This is a genomic window from Streptomyces mirabilis (assembly GCF_039503195.1).
Taxonomy (GTDB): domain Bacteria; phylum Actinomycetota; class Actinomycetes; order Streptomycetales; family Streptomycetaceae; genus Streptomyces; species Streptomyces mirabilis_D.
In genome coordinates, this window is the sequence record NZ_JBCJKP010000001.1 from 7,394,401 (window position 1) to 7,411,649 (window position 17,249).

16 protein-coding genes are annotated in these 17,249 nt (G+C 66.7%); 13 read left to right on the plus strand and 3 right to left on the minus strand.

Annotated features, from left to right (window positions below; all coding sequences use genetic code 11):
• The first annotated feature begins 170 nt into the window (after window positions 1-170).
• From eccB to AAFF41_RS34030, 13 genes are all read left to right on the plus strand, one after another.
• Complete coding sequence (gene eccB, locus AAFF41_RS33970) at window positions 171-1,700, plus strand: type VII secretion protein EccB (protein ID WP_319747363.1); 1,530 nt, start codon at window positions 171-173, stop codon at window positions 1,698-1,700.
• 54 nt (window positions 1,701-1,754) lie between these two features.
• A complete protein-coding gene (gene mycP, locus AAFF41_RS33975; protein ID WP_319747366.1) occupies window positions 1,755-2,969 on the plus strand; it encodes a type VII secretion-associated serine protease mycosin in 1,215 nt (404 codons plus the stop codon).
• A 183-nt stretch (window positions 2,970-3,152) separates the two neighbouring features.
• Window positions 3,153-4,544 (plus strand): outer membrane protein assembly factor BamB family protein, encoded by a 1,392-nt coding sequence (locus tag AAFF41_RS33980; RefSeq protein WP_319747368.1) that lies wholly within the window; start codon window positions 3,153-3,155, stop codon window positions 4,542-4,544.
• A 300-nt stretch (window positions 4,545-4,844) separates the two neighbouring features.
• Window positions 4,845-5,315 (plus strand): hypothetical protein, encoded by a 471-nt coding sequence (locus AAFF41_RS33985; RefSeq protein ID WP_319747370.1) that lies wholly within the window; start codon window positions 4,845-4,847, stop codon window positions 5,313-5,315.
• Complete coding sequence (locus AAFF41_RS33990; protein WP_343325133.1) at window positions 5,315-6,319, plus strand: WXG100 family type VII secretion target; 1,005 nt, start codon at window positions 5,315-5,317, stop codon at window positions 6,317-6,319. Before AAFF41_RS33985 ends, AAFF41_RS33990 begins: the two co-directional genes overlap by 1 nt.
• 893 nt (window positions 6,320-7,212) lie before the next feature.
• On the plus strand, window positions 7,213-8,418 hold the full coding sequence (locus tag AAFF41_RS33995; protein ID WP_319747374.1) for a S8 family serine peptidase: 1,206 nt from the start codon (window positions 7,213-7,215) through the stop codon (window positions 8,416-8,418).
• Window positions 8,419-8,528: 110 nt separating this feature from the next.
• Window positions 8,529-8,867 (plus strand): WXG100 family type VII secretion target, encoded by a 339-nt coding sequence (locus tag AAFF41_RS34000; protein ID WP_060895424.1) that lies wholly within the window; start codon window positions 8,529-8,531, stop codon window positions 8,865-8,867.
• Window positions 8,868-8,931: 64 nt separating this feature from the next.
• A complete protein-coding gene (locus AAFF41_RS34005; protein WP_319747376.1) occupies window positions 8,932-9,237 on the plus strand; it encodes a WXG100 family type VII secretion target in 306 nt (101 codons plus the stop codon).
• 118 nt (window positions 9,238-9,355) lie between these two features.
• A complete protein-coding gene (locus AAFF41_RS34010; protein ID WP_319747378.1) occupies window positions 9,356-9,964 on the plus strand; it encodes a hypothetical protein in 609 nt (202 codons plus the stop codon).
• Window positions 9,958-10,632 carry a hypothetical protein gene (locus AAFF41_RS34015; protein ID WP_343325134.1) on the plus strand — a complete coding sequence of 225 codons (675 nt, stop codon included), beginning with the start codon at window positions 9,958-9,960 and terminating at the stop codon, window positions 10,630-10,632. Before AAFF41_RS34010 ends, AAFF41_RS34015 begins: the two co-directional genes overlap by 7 nt.
• On the plus strand, window positions 10,632-12,338 hold the full coding sequence (locus AAFF41_RS34020; protein WP_319747381.1) for a putative T7SS-secreted protein: 1,707 nt from the start codon (window positions 10,632-10,634) through the stop codon (window positions 12,336-12,338). Before AAFF41_RS34015 ends, AAFF41_RS34020 begins: the two co-directional genes overlap by 1 nt.
• Window positions 12,339-12,653 (plus strand): serine protease, encoded by a 315-nt coding sequence (locus AAFF41_RS34025; RefSeq protein ID WP_319747383.1) that lies wholly within the window; start codon window positions 12,339-12,341, stop codon window positions 12,651-12,653. It abuts the gene before it with no gap.
• Between the two features lies 1 nt (window position 12,654).
• Window positions 12,655-13,953, plus strand: coding sequence for a YrhB domain-containing protein (locus tag AAFF41_RS34030; protein WP_319747385.1), 1,299 nt, complete (start codon window positions 12,655-12,657; stop codon window positions 13,951-13,953).
• A 68-nt stretch (window positions 13,954-14,021) separates the two neighbouring features.
• On the opposite strand, the gene AAFF41_RS34035 is transcribed toward AAFF41_RS34030, so the two are convergent.
• From AAFF41_RS34035 to AAFF41_RS34045, 3 genes are all read right to left on the minus strand, one after another.
• Window positions 14,022-14,336 (minus strand): hypothetical protein, encoded by a 315-nt coding sequence (locus AAFF41_RS34035; protein WP_319747387.1) that lies wholly within the window; start codon window positions 14,334-14,336, stop codon window positions 14,022-14,024.
• Between the two features lie 265 nt (window positions 14,337-14,601).
• Window positions 14,602-16,674 carry a DUF6571 family protein gene (locus AAFF41_RS34040; RefSeq protein ID WP_343325135.1) on the minus strand — a complete coding sequence of 691 codons (2,073 nt, stop codon included), beginning with the start codon at window positions 16,672-16,674 and terminating at the stop codon, window positions 14,602-14,604.
• On the minus strand, window positions 16,674-17,123 hold the full coding sequence (locus tag AAFF41_RS34045) for a hypothetical protein (protein ID WP_319747393.1): 450 nt from the start codon (window positions 17,121-17,123) through the stop codon (window positions 16,674-16,676). The genes AAFF41_RS34040 and AAFF41_RS34045 overlap by 1 nt, the downstream gene beginning before the upstream one ends.
• Window positions 17,124-17,249 lie beyond the last annotated feature (126 nt).

Below are 17,249 nucleotides of genomic sequence, written 5' to 3' on the forward strand. Positions count from 1 at the left end.
CTCATTGGAACAACGCCACCACACAGGGCCCTTGAGGGCCCCGATACCCTACCCGCTCCACAAGACCGATCCCTTACCAGGCATAGTAGGGGGCCGGTCTGACAACGGAGGGCGGGGGACGGTGTACCCCCCAGCGCCGCCGGGCGATACACGGGGAGAAACAGGCACACATGGCATCTCGGCGGGACCAGCTCAACGCCTACACCTTCGCGAAGCGACGCATGCTGGCGTCCTTCGTCCAGTCGTCTCCCGACGGTTCGGAGGAAGGGGCACCGCGCCCGTTGCGTGCCGTGCTGCCGGGCACCCTCGTCGGCGTGATCATCATGGCCGCGTTCGGAGCGTGGGGGATGTTCAAACCGACCGCGCCGCAAGGCTGGAACGCCGTCGGCGAGAAGGTGATCATCGCCAGCAAGTCCACCACCCGTTACGTGGTGCTCAAGACCGACGGCAAGGTCCAACTGCACCCGGTCCTCAACATGGCCTCCGCGAAGCTCCTGCTCAAGACGGGCAAGGGTGACGTCGTCACCGTCGACGAGTCGATCCTCGACAGGGGCACCATCCCGCGCGGGGTCACCATCGGCATCCCCTACGCCCCCGACCGGCTTCCCGCCGCGTCCGAGGCGGGCTCCGCGAAGCGCTGGGCCGTCTGCGAACGCCCCAGCGCGGGCGGCGGGTCCATCCAGAAGGCCGCGTTCGTCCTGGCCTCACGCGACATGGACAAGACCGAAGGAAGCAAGCAGAAGCTGGGGGGCGGCGAACTGCTGTACGTCGTAGGCCCGGACAAGACCCGCTACATCGTCGACGCGAGCGGAACGTCGTACGAGGTCGACAAGAACGACGAGTTGCTGCTGCGCACGCTCGTCGGCTCCGGCCGCGAACCGCAGCGGGTGTCCAAGGAGTGGCTGGAGACCCTGCATCAGGGCGACCCCATCACCTTCCCGAAGGTCGAGGGGCAGATCGGCACCGCCGCCGGTGTCCAGGGCAGCCTGTCCGCCGAGGCGAACAAGGTCGGCATGGTGCTCAAGGCGCCCAACGGCGCGAGCGAGCAGTACTACCTCGTCGAGCGGGGCAAGGTGGCTCCCGTCTCGGACTTCACCGCCAAACTGCTTCTGAACAGCAGTGACCTGGTCGGCCTCGGCCAGGCCGGCACGGCCCTCGATGTCAGCGCCGGAGCCTTCGTGCCCAGTGCGGCCGGGTTCGCCGCGGACCACACCTGGCCGAGCCGTATGCCCGTCCCCGTCAACGAGGCGGACGCGTCGGACGGGCACCGCAACACCGTCTGCAACGTCCTGCGCGACGTCGACAAGGACAAGGGCAGGACGACGCTCAGCACTTGGGCGGGCACGGAATTCCCGGCCACCCTCCCGACCGGGTCCTCCAGCGCGTACGTCACGCCTGGCTCCGGTCAGCTCTACCGCCAGTTCCAGGGCGAGGAGACCACGGCGGGCGGTGTCTTCCTGGTCACCGACACCGGACTGCGCTACGCGATGCAGTCCAACGACGACAGCGCCACGAACGACGCGGGCATCGGCACCACGGCCAAGGAGCGCAAGCAACTCGAGCAGGAGGCCCGCCTGGCCCAGATCAGCCTGGGCTACTCCGACGTGGACCCGGCGCCCATCCCGGCCGCCTGGTCCCAGTTCCTGCCCACCGGCCCCCGTCTGTCGACATCGGCGGCACGCCAGCCGCAGGGCTCGTAGGGGGAGTCCATGTCGTACGCACCGGCCGCAAGGCCTCTTCGTACCGTGGTCGTCATGGCCGCGACACTGCTCGCTTCCACTGCCGGCGTCGCCCTCGCACCGCTCGCGGCCGCGGACACGTCCACGGACCAGTGCACCTTCCCGAACAAGAAGTACGCGGGCCGCCCTTGGGCGCTGCAACGCGTCCTGCTGGACGAACTGTGGAGCCAGTCAAAGGGCAAGGGCGTACGGGTGGCCGTGATCGACACGGGCGTGGACGTGAAGAACCCGCAGCTCACCCACGCCGTGGACACGGCGGCCGGTCTCAACCTCCTCCCGAAGAAACTGAAGGACGACAACGGAGACCCGATCCCACGCGGCAAGGAGAACGGCACGACGGACACCGTCGGCCATGGCACCCGCGTCGCGGGCATCATCGCGGCCCGGCCCCTCTCCGGTACCGGATTCGTGGGCCTGGCTCCCGAGTCCACGATCATCCCCATCCAGCAGAACGACGCGGAGGGGCACGGCACGGCCAAAACCTTGGCCGAGGCCATCCGCGACGCGATCCGGGCCAAGGCCAACGTCATCAACATCTCCCAGGACACCTCGAACGCGGTGAAACCGGCCCCGGACCTGCAACGGGCGGTGGACGAGGCACTGGCCGCCGACATCGTGGTCGTGGCCTCGGCGGGCAACGACGGCCTGGGCGGCAACGACAAGGACACCTATCCGGCCTCGTACCCCGGCGTCCTGGCGGTCGCCGCCTCGGACCGCAACAACGAACGCGCCTCCTTCTCGCAGTCCGGCGACTTCGTGGGCGTGGCGGCCCCCGGCGTGGACATGATCTCCACCGTCCCCAAGGGCGGCCACTGCTCCGACAACGGCACCAGCTTCTCGGCCCCGTACGTCGCCGGAGTCGCCGCTCTGATCAAGGCGAAGCACCACGACTGGACCCAACAGCAGATCGTGGCCCAGATCGAACAGACCGCCGAACGCTCGGTGGCGGGCCATGACCGCCTGGTCGGCTGGGGAGTGGTCGACCCGGTCCGCGCCCTGACGGAGGACGACCACCCCATCGAGTCCCCCGACCCTCACGAGGGCCTCTCGAAGGCCGAGGCCCCGACCCCGGCAAAACTGCAACTGGGCGAAACCCCGGACGAACGGAACGCACGACTGGCGACGTATGTGGCCGTGGGGGCGGCGGTCTTGCTGGCGGGGCTCAGCGGGACGGCGGTGGCGGTGCGGGACGCGCGGCGCAGGAAGCGGCGGGTGGCGGGGGCGGAGTGACGGCCTGAGACATGGCTGTTCTCCACATCTCCGTTTCCTGGCCACTGACTTGTCACACATTCATCGCGGTCATCGAAAGGACCTTTCCGCGTGAGCTTCGGCCCACCTCCTTCCATGTACACACAGTCCGCTGTGACAGCGGACGACATACGAAAGAAGCGCCGCTGGAAACGGTTCGGTGGGGTGGCAGTCCTCCTGATCGGGGCGCTGTGCGTGGGCAGTTGGCTCCTCTGGCGCGGTGACGACGGCTCGGCCGGGGCAGCCGGCAAACCGGCGGCCCTCTCGAAGCAAGGCCCCCTGGACATCAGGGAGACGGTCGAGAACCGACCCGCGAACATAGCTGGACGCATGGCCTTCCGGTTCTCCGCCGATGACATGCAGGCCGGTGAATCGCACGCGATGCCGGGCATGTGGGCGACGGACAAGATCCTTGCCAAGGGCATCAACAGAACCCTCGTGGGTTTCAAGATCGGCAAGGATGCCACCACGGGCGACGAGAACTGGCGCATCCGACTCGCCGGACCGATCTGCGGTACGACGCGTCATGTGACCGTTGGGGACCGCACGGCGGTCCTGTTCCGGGCCGGTGTCGGCACCCATGCACCCTGCGACCACCTGGCCTTCGTCGACCTCGACACGGGCAAGAAGCTTTGGGAGGCCCGGTTCTCCAAGGTGAACGCCCTCTACGACACGCCGAGTGTGACTATGACGCGTGCCACGGTCGTCGTGGCGTGGGGCAAGGGCTCGCAGGCGTATGACATGGACCAGGGAAAACTGCTCTGGACGAGTACCCCTACCCCCAAGTGCAAGGACGGGGGCCTGGCCGGCGGACGTGCCCTGCTCATCCGGACCGACTGCTTCGACGAGAAGAGCCTCGCCGAGTCGTATCGGGTCCGGAACGTGGACCCCCGCACGGGCAAGGTCACATGGACGTATCAGGTCGCCGAGGGCGTCCAGAGCGTCTACCTGGTGTCCGCCGAACCCGCCGTCCTCGCCGTGGCGGCGGGTGACGTCGAGATCACCGACCTGATCTCCCTCGACGACCACGGCAAGTACCGCGCCACGATTCGTGTCGAAGGGGGCCACTACGTCGCCGACTGTGTCGACGGCGAGGAGGACGGGGCGGTGGACAACTGCCCGACGATCGTGGTCGGAGACGGCCAGGTCTTCCTGACGAGCAGGGAGGACCCCGACGGAACCATCGTGAACAACTCCAACTGGATCATCGGATTCGACCTCGCGACAGGGAAGACGGTCAAGAAGTTCGAATCAGGTCGTGACCAATTGCTGTATCCCCTGCGGATGAGCGGTGACCAGCTCCTGGCACTTCGTGAGAGCAGCGACCACATCTCGCCCATGGGACTCGTCAGCCTGAACCCGCGAACCGGCAAGGAAACCCCGTACCTCTACTTCGATCTGCCCTCCGAAGCCTGGACGCTCACAGCCCCGACGCTGAACGACATCATCGTGCAGAACGGACGGCTCTTCTTCGGCACGAAGCAGGCGAGTGGGCCGAGTACTGACAAGAAGAAGGTGTGGGAGTGGCTGGTTCTCGGGGTGGGGAGTGCGGGGTAGATCGTCGAGCGGGTGCCCGTCCCTTGCGAGTTCGCCATGGCTACACAGCAACGCCGAATGAGTAGGAGTACTCAGGTCCTTCGCTCTGTGGGCCACGTAGTGTCGAGTGGCGGCACGGGCTCGGGCGAGCGAGAGGGCGCGGTGAAGAAGCAGTGAAGCTTCGCTGAGTGGTAGCACGCCTGTTGCATATGGCAGTTGGGACTGTCATAGGAAGCGACTAGAGTGATTTCGTTGCGGAGATGAACGCTTGAGGGGTGCAGTCGCCCGGAGCGAGCGACGAAAACGGGGAGGGAAGGCATCATGCTTCCTGCGGACATGACAGGCGGGGCGTCGCCGAGCACCGCGGCGGACCTCAAGGTCGGCGCCGACGTGCTGATGACGTTCAAGCAGCGCATCGACAAGCTCTTGTCCGAGTTCGAGGACTCGGCGGGCAGCGCGTCCAAGGTGGGTGCGCATCGCGTCTCGCGTACTTCTCTCAGCGGGCACGGCAGCCCCTTCCATGAGGCTGACGCTTTGTTCACTCAGTACGAACAGGTTCACGAGCACATCACGCAGCTCTCCAAGACGCTCGGGCTCCAGATCGAGGCCATGGGCATCGCGACGCAGGGCGCGCAGAACGGCTTCGACAGCCTCGATGACGACCAGCGACGCCGTTTCTGGGAGATCCAGATCGAGACCGACCGCCTGTACAGCGAAACCCAGCAGGAGAAGTCCGGCGAGGGTGAGAAGAAGCTGAGCGACGCGAAGAAGTCCACGAAGGGACTCCAGTAGTGAGCGGGGACGACAAGGCGCCGAAGGAGCTGACTGACCGGCAGCGCGTCGACGTTCAGGTCGGCCAGGTCGACGCGGTGTCCGGGGTGTCGAACGTGATGCACGACGCGTTCGGATTCAAGCGCGTCCGCCTGCTGACGTACGGGAAGGTCACGGACTTCGAGGACCACCAGCTCAACGCCATGATCGACCTGGTCCATCAGGCGAACCCCGCCGATCTGGAGCACGCCGGCGAGACGTTGGCGAAGGCGAGCAAGGCGATCAACGAAGCCGCCGTGGAGCTCCGACGTCACCTCAAGCATGCGGGTGAGGACTGGCAGGGCGTGGCCGGTGAGGCTTTCCAGAAGTGGGGAGAGAGCCTCGCCACGCACACCGAGAGCCTGGCCACGTACGCCGACGGCGCCGGGGTGCAGGTCACGGCCGCCGCGACGGGGCTCGCATCCGTGCGCAGCTCGCTGCCGCCCCGGGACACCCGCCCCGCCCTCGACCAGAAGAAGCCGGGGCAGCTCCCGCTACTCCAGCAGTTCGAGGGCAACAAGCAGTATGCCGAGGCGGTCCAGGTCGAGAAGGACCGGCAAGAGGCGATCAACCAGATGAACCGCCTCGCCTCCTTCTACTCGGTGTCCGGGTCCGAACTGGCGAAGCTGGACCCGCCGGCCTTTCAGTCGATGCCGGATGTGGGGATGCCGCCTGCGTACGAGGCGCCGAGTGGAGGCACCAATGGTCACACGCGCCACTCCGACCTGAGCTCAGTGCACCAGCCGGTTGCGGGTGTGAGCGAAGGCAGCCATGTGTCCCACAGCGAGAGCGATTCCGGGAACGGCCGTCTTCCCTCTGCGCATCCCGCTGTGGACACAGGTGTCGATCCGCACCGCCCCCCTGTCGGTACGGAGATCAACAGCGTTGGCACGCTGCCGCCAGAAACCGCGAAGCCGGCGCCAGTGCTCCCCCTTCCACGGCAACGGGACCCGGTGCGCCTTCTGGGGGAATGCTCCCGCCCCTAGGGACAGGCGTGGTACCTCCCGCCTTCGGAGGCCAGGTCGCGCGCGCGGTCGGACTTGGCGGAGGAGCGGGCGGCAGGACTCCCGGATCGGCTCAGGGGCGGGTCACCACCTCTGAGGGAACCACTGCCGGAGGCCGCACAGGACGCGGCCCCACGGGACCGATCGGCCGCGCATCCGCGGTGGGCCAGCAGGGTACCCGTGGGCCCGCATCCGCGACGGGCAGGTCGCCCATGGGGCGGGGTGTCACCGGCGGCATGCCCAGAAGCGCGGGTACGACCGGTTCACGCACCGGCGGCACGCCGGGCGGGCGGGTGGGCGGCCTGCCCGGTCAGCCTGCGGCACGGACCGGCCCCGGAGCCACGGGCGCTGCGCGTACGGGCGGCGTGGTCGGTGGCAGGCCCACTTCCGAAGTCGGCCCGAGTGCGACTGGCGCCAGGGTTCCACGCGGCACGGTCATCGGCGGCGAGGGCGCAACCGGCGCTCGCACAGCGGGTGAAAGGCCGGGGCAGCGCGGAGTGATCGGTGCGAACAACCCGGCGTCGGGCACGGGGCAGGGACAGTCTCAGCGCCGGTCTCCCGGTAGTGCGGACAGTGTGGTCGGCGCGCCCGCGAGTCGGGCCGGCGGCAGGGGCAACGGAGCCGCGTCCGGTGGTTCTGGCCTGGTGTCCGGTTCGGCGGAGGGCCGGGGCCCTGATCGTGCGGCCGGCGGGAGAACGCAGCGTCAGCAGCACTCTGCCGAAGGCAAGAAGCGCTCACGTGATGACGCACGGCGCGGCGATGCGCCGTCGGCGACCGACTGACCGAAACGACCGAGGACGTACAGAAGCATGAATTCAGGGACTGGCGTACGCCGTATGCGGGCCGCGCTGTGGGCCAGGCATGCCCGGAGACATGTGACCACCGTGGGCGCGACGCTGGGTGCTTTGGCCGTCATGTCCGTCGGGCTGGCCCCCGCTGCGGCTGCCGACGACATCCAGTCACAGCAGTGGTACTTGGACGCGATGAACGCCCAGGGGCTGTGGAAAGTCAGCACGGGCAAGGGCATTTCGGTCGCTGTCGTCGACACCGGTGTGAACCCGGACACGAATTCGTTGAAGGGCCAGGTACTGCCTGGAGTCGACGCCACGGGAACCACAGGTGACGAAACGGACGACTACGCCGGCCACGGCACGTCGATGGCCGAGCTGATCGCAGGGACCGGCCGTGGTGGTGGGCTCAAGGGAGTGGCACCCGGAGCCAAGATCATCCCAATCCGCACGGTACTCCTCGGAATTGGCAAGAAGGGTGAGCAGAAGGGCGACACTTCAGCGAAGGCCATCCGAGCTGCTGCCGATTCCGACGCAAAGATCATCAACATGTCGTTCGGTACGTATTCCGAGGACGACGGTGAACGTGAAGCCGTGCAGTACGCGCAGAGCAAGGGGAAGCTGCTCATCGCCGCTGTGGGTAACGCTGCCGATATCGCAAAGAACTACATCGGCTATCCCGCCAAATACCCCGGCGTGGTCGGAGTCTCGGCGATCAACGAAAACGGCGAGGTAGCCAAGTTCTCGCAGGACGGCGCGTACGTGGACCTTGCCTCGCCGGGCGTGGACGTACCGACCTGGTGTGACAAGACCTTCAAGTCCTACTGCGCGCAGAGCAATGGCACGAGTCAGGCCGCCGCCATCACCTCCGGCGCCGCAGCCCTCATCTGGGCCGCCCACCCCAAGTGGACCGCCAACCAGGTCCTCCGCGTGATGATCGACACCGCCGGCCGGGACTGGCCGAAGAGCACTCCGAGCCGGTACCTCGGCTACGGCACGATCCGTCCTGCGCAGGTTCTCCTGAAGGGCAAGGGCGTTCCCGGAGCCGCCGACGTCGACCCCGTCACGAACAAGAAGACGCCCGGCCCGTCCGTCGGCGCTTCGCCCTCCGCTTCCGCATCAACCTCGTCACAAGCCTCGAACTCCACTTCTGACGGCCGGACTTCAGCGGCAGGATCAAGCTCGGATTCCTCCGGCAACACCACGCTGTGGGTCGCTCTCGGAGCCGCGGCGGCGGTCGTGGTGATCGGCGGCGGGGCCTTCGCGGTGATTCGCTCACGGCGAGGCGTATGACTGTCATGGCCCACCACCCGTGATGGACAACGGGTCGCGCGACGAACGAGCGCCTCACCACCCGGTGAAGCGCCAGGAACACAATCCCTCTCACGAAAGGCAGCGCCGAGATGGCTGACGGCCGCAAGCTAGATGACGCACACGTACAAAAGCTCCAGACGAACGTCATCGACCGGTACGACAACGTCAAGAAGCACCTGCAGAAGCTCCAGGGATGCATCGACATGATCGAGGCCAACTGGACGGGCTTCGGCGCCAACGCGTTCAAGACCAAGCAGCACGAAATCAACGAGCACATGGCCGGGATCGGGCGCATGCTCGACGACTTCCTGAATGGAATCCAGCTCACCAAGCAGGACAAGAACAAGCTCGAGGACGAACTCCACTCCACGATCTCCAGCATCGAAGTGGACGCCGGTGCGAAGACGTCGGCGCTCAACCTTTACTGACGGGCCCCGAGTCGCGCCCCCGGACCGTGAGGTCCCTCTCACATCGTCAAGGAGATGAGGAAATATGACCGGCACGCCACACCTCCAGGATCTTGCCGTCAAGTACGGCGTCCTGGACGCGCTCGCCACTGAACTCGGCGGCCTGGCCAAGCAACTCGAGAGCGATCTCACCGAGCTGAAGCAGGGCGTACACAACGCGGCCGAGGGCTGGGCCGGCGACGCCTACGACGCCTTCCAGCGGAAGTCGAGGGAGTGGGACAACCACACCAGCGCCATCCACCAGGCACTGCTCTCCATCACGCAAAAGGTGCACCAGGCCGGCGGCGACTACCGCGGCGGCGACAAGAAGGCGGCCAGCTTCTTCGACTGAGACGGGCCGGCTCAAAGGCACCGGGGTGGGCACGCACGGGAGGTGCCCACCCCGCGTTGCGTCATCGAGGCCCCTTCCAGACAAACCGTCACCTTCGAAAGGTCACGAGGATCCACACGTGGTTTGGGACGAGTGGGAGCAACTGAAGAAGCAAGCCGCTGAGCGCGCCGAACCCGGCCCGGACCATGTGACCGGCGCCATGCGGAACGGCACCGCCGAAGAGCCCGGGGCCGCCCGGCGGCAGCCGAAGGCGCACCTCACGGGCGACTCCCCGGAGGCCGAGGCAGCCACCGGCCCCGTCCACTCCGACACGGCCGCACCCGACGGACTCGGGGCAGCGCGGCGGATGGACCGGATCAGGCACACGATCGACCGCTTCCAGGACACCACCGTCCTGGTCCCCCTTGTTCCGCTCGACGGCGGCGGCCGGGGATTCCTCACGGCCGACTTCGGCGGCGTGCGGTGGATCCATGTCTTCACCGACGAGTCGGCCGCCGCCAGGTTCGACGAGGCGCAGGACGCCCCGAAGGCCCGGCGAGACTTCATGGCGGTGCGGGGATGGCGCCTGCTGGACGTGGTGATCCCGGCGATGGGCGTGCCGTGCGGTGTCGCCCTGGACGTGGGCAGCGGCGACGACGGCGTGCTCCTGCCGCCGGTGGTGGGCATCGTGCCGGACGCGGCGGCGGTGGACGCCGAAGCGAACGGAAGCGGTGAACGACCGTGGTGAACAACGGCGGCGGCAAGGACATCAAGGCGACCGGGCTGAACGAGATCGCGCAGGGCATCACGCTGACCCTGAGCGAGCTCAAGGGAATAGGCATCGACAGCGCGGCCGGGTTCGGCCGAGGGTTCTCCAACCTGGAACTGTCCGGTCTGGAACTGGGCCACGACGGGCTGACATCGGCCCTCAAGTCGTTCTGCGAGCGCTGGGAATGGGGTGTGCGGGCGTTGGTGGGAGAGGGCAACCACTTCGCCCAGGCCGTGGGTCTTTCGGCCGGCACCTTGTACGAGACTGACCAGTACGTCGAGGGCACGCTGAAGATCGGCGCGAACTCGCTGATGGGCAACCCGAACGCCTCCGAGGACGAGATCACACGGATGAGCTGGGGCGAGCTGGCCCAGAACAACGCGCTCGCGCACGCCGACTACAGCAAGGAGTCCTTCGATCGGGCCCTGCAGAACAGCGAGCAGGGCTGGAAGGACGCCGGCCGGGACGTGATGACCTCGCACACGCTGGGGCCGATGGGACTGAACCCTGAGAACCTGCACGGCGCGTTCGGGGTGAGCGACAGCGAGTACAACCAGGTGCTCGACGACACCTTCGGCCCGTCGCCCGAGGAACGGGCCCAGGCGGCGGCTCAACAGCAGGCACAGCAGGGTGGGAGCGGCGGCTGATGGGGCTCGGGGATCTGGTCAACGCCGGGCTGGGCAAGCTTGAGGACGGCGTCGACGCGGGCAAGAAGCTCGTCGGCGAGGGCGTCGAGTGGGGCGCCCACAAGGTCGGGGACGGTCTGCAGGCCGTCGGGGCCGACGGGTGGGCCGACAAGGTCGAGGACCTCGGCGACAACATCGCCTCCGACCTGGGCGCGAGTGTCGGAGAGCAGCAGCTCGGTGAGACCGACCAGGCGAACGAGCTGGTACACGGCAATCCGGCGTCGATCCGGGCCGCCGCCAAGCACCTGACGGGCTTTCACGCCGCCTTCGACTCGGTCGGCCAGGGAATGCGCTCGCTGGACTCCTCGCACTGGCAGGGCGAGTCCGCCGACACCTTCCGCGAGAAGTTCGCCATGCATCCCCCCAAGTGGCTGCACGCCGCGGACGCCTGCGAGGCCGCCGGCAAGGCGCTGGACGGCTACGCGGACACGGTCAAGTGGGCGCAGGGTCGGGCCCAGGAGGCGATCGGCCTCTACAAGAAGGGCAAGAAGGCCTCCGAGCAGGCGGTGGAGGCCTACAACAAGCGCGTCGACGCGTACAACGCCGCGATCAAAGCGGACAAGGACCCCGGACCCCCTCTGGAGCAGTTCAAGGACCCCGGCCGCAGCGACATCCAGAGCGCCCGCCAGATCCTGGCGGACGCGCGCCGCCAGCGGGACGAAGCCGGTCGTGTCGCCACGCAGGCGGTCACCGCGGCCCTGAAGCACGCCCCGGCCGAGCCGCCGCCGCTCGACCGGCTGGAGTCCGACGCGCTCGACGGCTACGGCGCGGTCAACACCGAGGTCCTCCACTTCACGGGCGGAGTGATCAAGGGGAGCGCGGGGCTGATCAACTTTGTCCGCGGTCTGAACCCCCAAGACCCTTACAACATCACTCACCCGGCCGATTACCTGCAGCACGTCAGCATGACCCTGTCCGGTCTGGTCTCGACGGCCGCGCACCCGGAGCGCGTTCCCGAAGCCCTCATCGACAGCTTCAAGAAGGACCCCTCGGAAGCCCTCGGCAGGCTCGTTCCTCAGCTCATCGGCACCGACGGCGCGGGGCTGGCGGTAGGAGGTCTGCGGACCGCGGTCAGGGAGGGGGTGGAGACCGGTGCGGCGAACATGGCCACCAACGGGCTGAAGTACGGCGACGAACTCGCCGCCGCGCCGAAGGACTGGAGCAATCTCGCCCGCAGCACGGACCATGTGTCCGAGAAGGCGATCCACGCCGACTCGGTGGATCCGAAACTCGCCCAGGAATTCACCGACGATCAGTTTCCCTGGCTCAAGGACGTCAATCGGACGGGACATCCCGGCTACACCCAGAACTGCAGTCACAATGTGGATGCCGTGAACAGGAACCTGGACGGCGAACAGGTCGGCGCGGCTCCGAAGCAGAGTCCGGATCACGTGCCGCCGGAGGTGCTCGGGCTCAAGGACAGGCCCAAGGGCCACTACGACATGGTCAACAGTTACGATGACGTCATTCGCGACCTGCAGGCCAGGGGCGAGGGTTCGAGGAGCGTCATGTACATCAGCCGTTCCGATGGTTCGGCGCATGTGTTCAACGCGGTGAACACCCCGCACGGAGTGGTTTTCCTCGACGGCCAGTCCGGGACCCTGGGAGTACTCGAAAAGAATGTGTCGTCGATCGGCCATATTCCATATCGCGACGGAGTCAAGTAAATGTTGAGCAAGTCCGAAGCAGTCGCATTGGCCGCCGAATTCGTCAAGGCGATGTATCCGGACAAGGTGGCTTCCTTGGTGATGCTCCCGGACAAGTGCGAGGAATACGGCTTCGCCTGGGCCATTCGGTTCGACTGGAAGGAGCACCTCGAGACGGGGAATCCCGTGGATGCGCCCTTCACCTCCGTCGTCGTCGTGCCACACCATGGTGAGGCGGCGCATTGGCCGCCGACCGCGCTTCCGGTGGCGGAGTACATGCGCCGACGCGAGGTGGGCGACTGGCCGAGCGTCGACCGGCGCTCCGGGGGTTACTGACATGGACCGCCCCGACCAGCGGGCCGCGGTCTGGCTGGCCCACACCTACCGCGGCCTCGTCGAACTGTCTGTCCCCCGTCCGGTGCACGAGACCCCCACCGCCTGGATGTTCGCCTGCCGCACCCTGAACCAACCGGGCTACCCCGCCACGCCCATGCTGGCGGCCTCGGTCGTGGTCCCGAAGGACGGGAGTTCGCCGTTCCACCCGTCGGCCAGCGATCCCCTCGCGGACCTGGACCCGGCCGACGGGCAGAAGGCGGCCGCGAGGGTCGCCGACCAGGCCCGCAGGATCAACGCACGCGGTTGCGTGGTGACCGTGCACTCCGCCATTGACGGCGCTCCGTCGACCCCGTTGCCCTGGCAGCCGTCGGACGAGGCCCCCGGGTGGTGGGCCAGGCTCACGCGGCGCTACTTCCCGGCCTTCGAGCAGGTGGCAGTGAGCGACTGGGACTCGGTGATCAGGGCGGTGGCCGAACCGGGCCCGGACACCCGAGGCCTGGTCTGGGTCCGCCGGGAACTGGGCGGCGCCGAGGCGACCGGCAATCTGCTGTACGCGCACAACCACAAGGGCCAGGTCGTGTTCCTGGACGCCCAGGTAGGGGGTCTGGCGAAGCTCGACCCGTCCGACGCGCTGCGCGACGTGGTCCTCATGCGCGCCGTACCTCGGGCACAGCCCCCGCGCCGGCCCTGGGAAGCGGAGGCACACGACTACTCGTCCGCGCTCCGCAAGGCGCAACTCTGGCTGGACCAGGCGTATCACGGAGAGGCCGAACTGGTCGATCCCGCACCGCAGGACGAGATCCGGCGAGGCTGGGTCTTCGCGTGCAACACAAAACGCCATCTGCGCGACGGACGCTGGCAGGACGCCATGCTCGACGCCGCGCTGGTCGTACCCAGGGAAGCAACCGCTCCGTTCGGCCTTCCCAACTCCGACCCATGGACCTGGCTGCAACGCTGGGACGCCGGCGAGACTCCCGGATCCGCGGGATTCCCCGTCTCGCCGCCTCCCGGTCACGCGGCATGGTTCGAACCCACCCTGTCCGGCCTGGGGTCCGTCCTGTCCGCGACCGAACACGCGGACTGGGCAACGGTGATGGACGAACTCTCGGGTTTCCCGGTCGAGGCCCGAGCCGTGATCTGGGTCCGTCGAGTCGACGCGAGCGGCCGGGAGTCTGTCGGCCGACTGTTGAACGCGGTGCACACGGCGCACGGCGTGATGCTGGTCGACGGTTCCACGGATTCTGCCGTGGCGTTCGATCAGGTCGGAATCCGTGGTCTGCACGTCATCCGTTATCGCTGACCCCCGCATCGGCAGCCACGGGCGCTCACACGGACACAGCCGGACACCCGCGCATTCCGCGCGCCGCGCTACCGGCAGCCCTGCTTCTCCATGGCCTTCGGGAAATAAGAACGGAGGAAGGAGCGCAGGGCGTCGCGCCGTTCCGAAACCTTCTCAGGAACGTTCTTCTGCAGCTGAACCAGCACGGCGAACTTTTGCTGCTTCCCCTTGTAGGCGCAGCCGGCGACCGCCATTGCTCCACGGTCGGCGATCACGGCGTCGTCGCCGATGTCGGCAGCCGCGGGACTCCCCAGGCGTACGAGTGCCCGATCCTGGACCTTGAGGGGATCGGTGTCGCCGGCAACGACATCTCCCGAAAGATAGACGACCAGCTTCTGGTCCACCAGCAGACGGCAACGGGGACTCTCCGGGCCGGCGTCGTACGACTTCTCGGTGAGTTTCTTCCCGTTCGGAAGGAGGGGGACAGCGAGTCGGAATCGACGGTCACACCGCATGCCTTGTCCGGGACCGCGTAGTCGCGAGATCCCGAACAAGCTGTCGCCGTCAGAAGGACTGCGGTCACAGCAGCGGCGGCGACACTTCGCGTACAGCGCTGAGATGCTCCCGTACGTGCCGCGAGCCGACCCGGAAGCAGAGAAGTACCGTTGTTCACTGATCGCCTGCCAGTCCCTGAGCACGGCCATTGCCGTCGAAGGCGGCGCCGTTGATCTCCGATGTAATCGTGTACCTGTTGTTGTTGCCGTGGTTCGGGTTGGCGTCCATCCACAGGTCGGCCAGCTTCTGCAGTTGGTTCTCCCGCGCGGTGAAGACTTCGCCGTTCTGCCGGGCGGTCTCCTCGTTGATGCGTGCTTGCTCGTCCAATTGCCATTGGTAGGCAAGGGCGTCGACGCCTCGCTGCGCGGCATCACCGACCACCGGGATGAAGTTCACGGCACCACCGAAGCCGTGATACAGCCACTTGGCGTCCCACGAAGGGTCGTGCTTGTCCGTCTTGAGGGCCTCATAGCGGGCCTCTTCGAGGAATCCGACGGTGTGGCCTGCCCGGAGCAGCGTTTCCTTCGGGTCGCTCGGATGGTCCGTGTAGATGTCGCGCACCATCTCCCGGTTCAGGCCGTCGTTGAGTATTCCGTAGGCGTTCTGATCACGTGACACCTGCTTCGTCACTTCCAACAGCTGATGTCGATCGAGCTGTCTCGGGTCGCCGTGATCGTCTGCGAGGGAACTCGCGGTGTGATTGACCTCGTCGCCGTAGTTCACCAGCACTTTGGCCATGTCATCGCGCATCTCGGGAGCGAAGTCGTCGCCCACACCCGAGATGATCTTCAGTGAGCGATCGAGGACGTGCCGGTTCTCGGCCGTGTGCTCCACGGGAACGGCATGGGGGTCGTTGGGATTGACGCCCGTGGCGGCGGCGACGAGGGCATTCCCTGTCGCGTCACGCGACTGGTTTCCATCGTTGCTGTTCAGGGGCGTGTCGTCGAATGTGGGGCGATCCTTGAGGACCCACTCGGCGTTGTCCTGGGGATCCGTCCTGTTGAAGAAGTCGGTCGCGGCGTCAGGGCTGTTCGAGAGAGCTGTCATGAATCCGGTCATCGGATCCCGGCCGAACTCGTCGCCCACGAAGTTCATCTTGGGCATGGCAGGTCCGCCCACGCCACCGTTCCAGTAGTGGTCCGGTACCTTCATCTTCTTCTCGGTCGACACCAGGGCGTCACCGTACTTGTCCAAGAACGAGTCGTTGTAGTCCCCGACTCGCATGAGGTTGCTCATCAGCTGGAAACCGTAGACCTGTGTTCCACGGGTCTGGATGCGATCGTCACCCAACTGGACCATGTCGTCCTCCCAGTGCCGCATCGCGGGGGAATCCGACTGTGTCGCTCCTGCGAGAGTGAGACTGAGATTCTTCTGGAATTCGCCGAGCTGATCGAGGCGCGCCCGCTGCAGATCTCCGCCGTCCGAGGGATCCGAGAGGTCGGCCCAGAAATCCAACGTCCCCTTCGGACCGAGGGTGGTGGCGAACCTCTCCTGGAAGAGCGGGTCGTTCTTGTAGCCGGCGAGATTCCGGTTGAGTTCGTCGAACTCCTGGGGAGACATCGAATCTCCCTTGTTCTTGATGAGATTCGCGTACTTCTCGGCGTCCTCCAGGGCCTTGGTCGCCGAATCCCTGTCGATGTAGGAGGCGCCGGAGAACCCGTACTCGGCTTGCTCGACGATTGCGCGCAGCGCCTCGGACGCGGTCTCGTCGCTGTGCGTGGCTCTGCCGAGAATGCGCTGGACGTCATCGCGCAGCTCGGTCACATCCTGTTCGCTGTGGTCAGGGACCGTGGTTCCCCTGGCCGCACGATCGGGATGGATGTTCATGGTGACGGTGAAGGAGCCGTTGCCGGTGTCCATCACGGTGAGGTTCTTCTTGAGCCCGCGTGCTATCGCCTCGTTGAGCTGCTCGTGGTAGCTGACGAGCTCCTCGTGAGTGTCCTTGAGGATGTTGCGGATGGTGCTGGCCTCGGCGTGGGCGTCAGTGAACTCGCCCGCCGTCTTGGTGATGAACTCGCGCGAGACGGTGGCGTTCACGCCGGCCCAATTGGCCTTGTCCGCCAGGCCTTTGAGTCCCTCACGGGCGTTCTTCTCAAGGGTCTCCAGGTTCCCGACAACCCGAGTCCAGTCGGCTATGGCGGTACCGAGCGACGCGAAGTTCCCACAACGGAGCGTATCCAGATCCATCAGTGCCCCTTCCCCCCGTCGAAGCCCTTGTCGAGCGTGGAGATGCTACTGATCTGGCCGCCGATGTAGTACTCGTCGCCCTGATGGACCTTCTTCGTGAAGTCCATATGGTTGGAGATATGGGCGCACGCGTCGAGGAGCGACGTCAGTTGTTCTTCCCAGCGGCTCTGCACGCGGTCGACCGCCCCACCCAGCGTGAAGCCCTGGGTCTTGAGATCCGACGCCGCTGTCTGGCTGCTGGACCAGGCGTCACGCCCATACCGGCCCAAGTCTTCCCACAGCTTGAATGCCCGGTCGCCGATCGCGGCGAGATCTTTTTGGTCGACGGTCAGATCACCCTGCGGGGTGCTGCCACCGCCACCGTCGGCCGGCAGCTGATTGAGCTGCATGCGCGCGGATTGCCTCTGCGCTGCTTGGTTCTTCAGCTGCTCCCATTCGTCCCAAGCCACGTCCGGATCCTCCCCGTTGTTCCCGTGTACGCGGCCGTCGGACCGACGGCCGCCGGGCTACTTCAACGTACCAATGGAACAGATCTGTCGCCTCGGAGCTGTCGAGTGCGAAGACTTTCGCGCGCA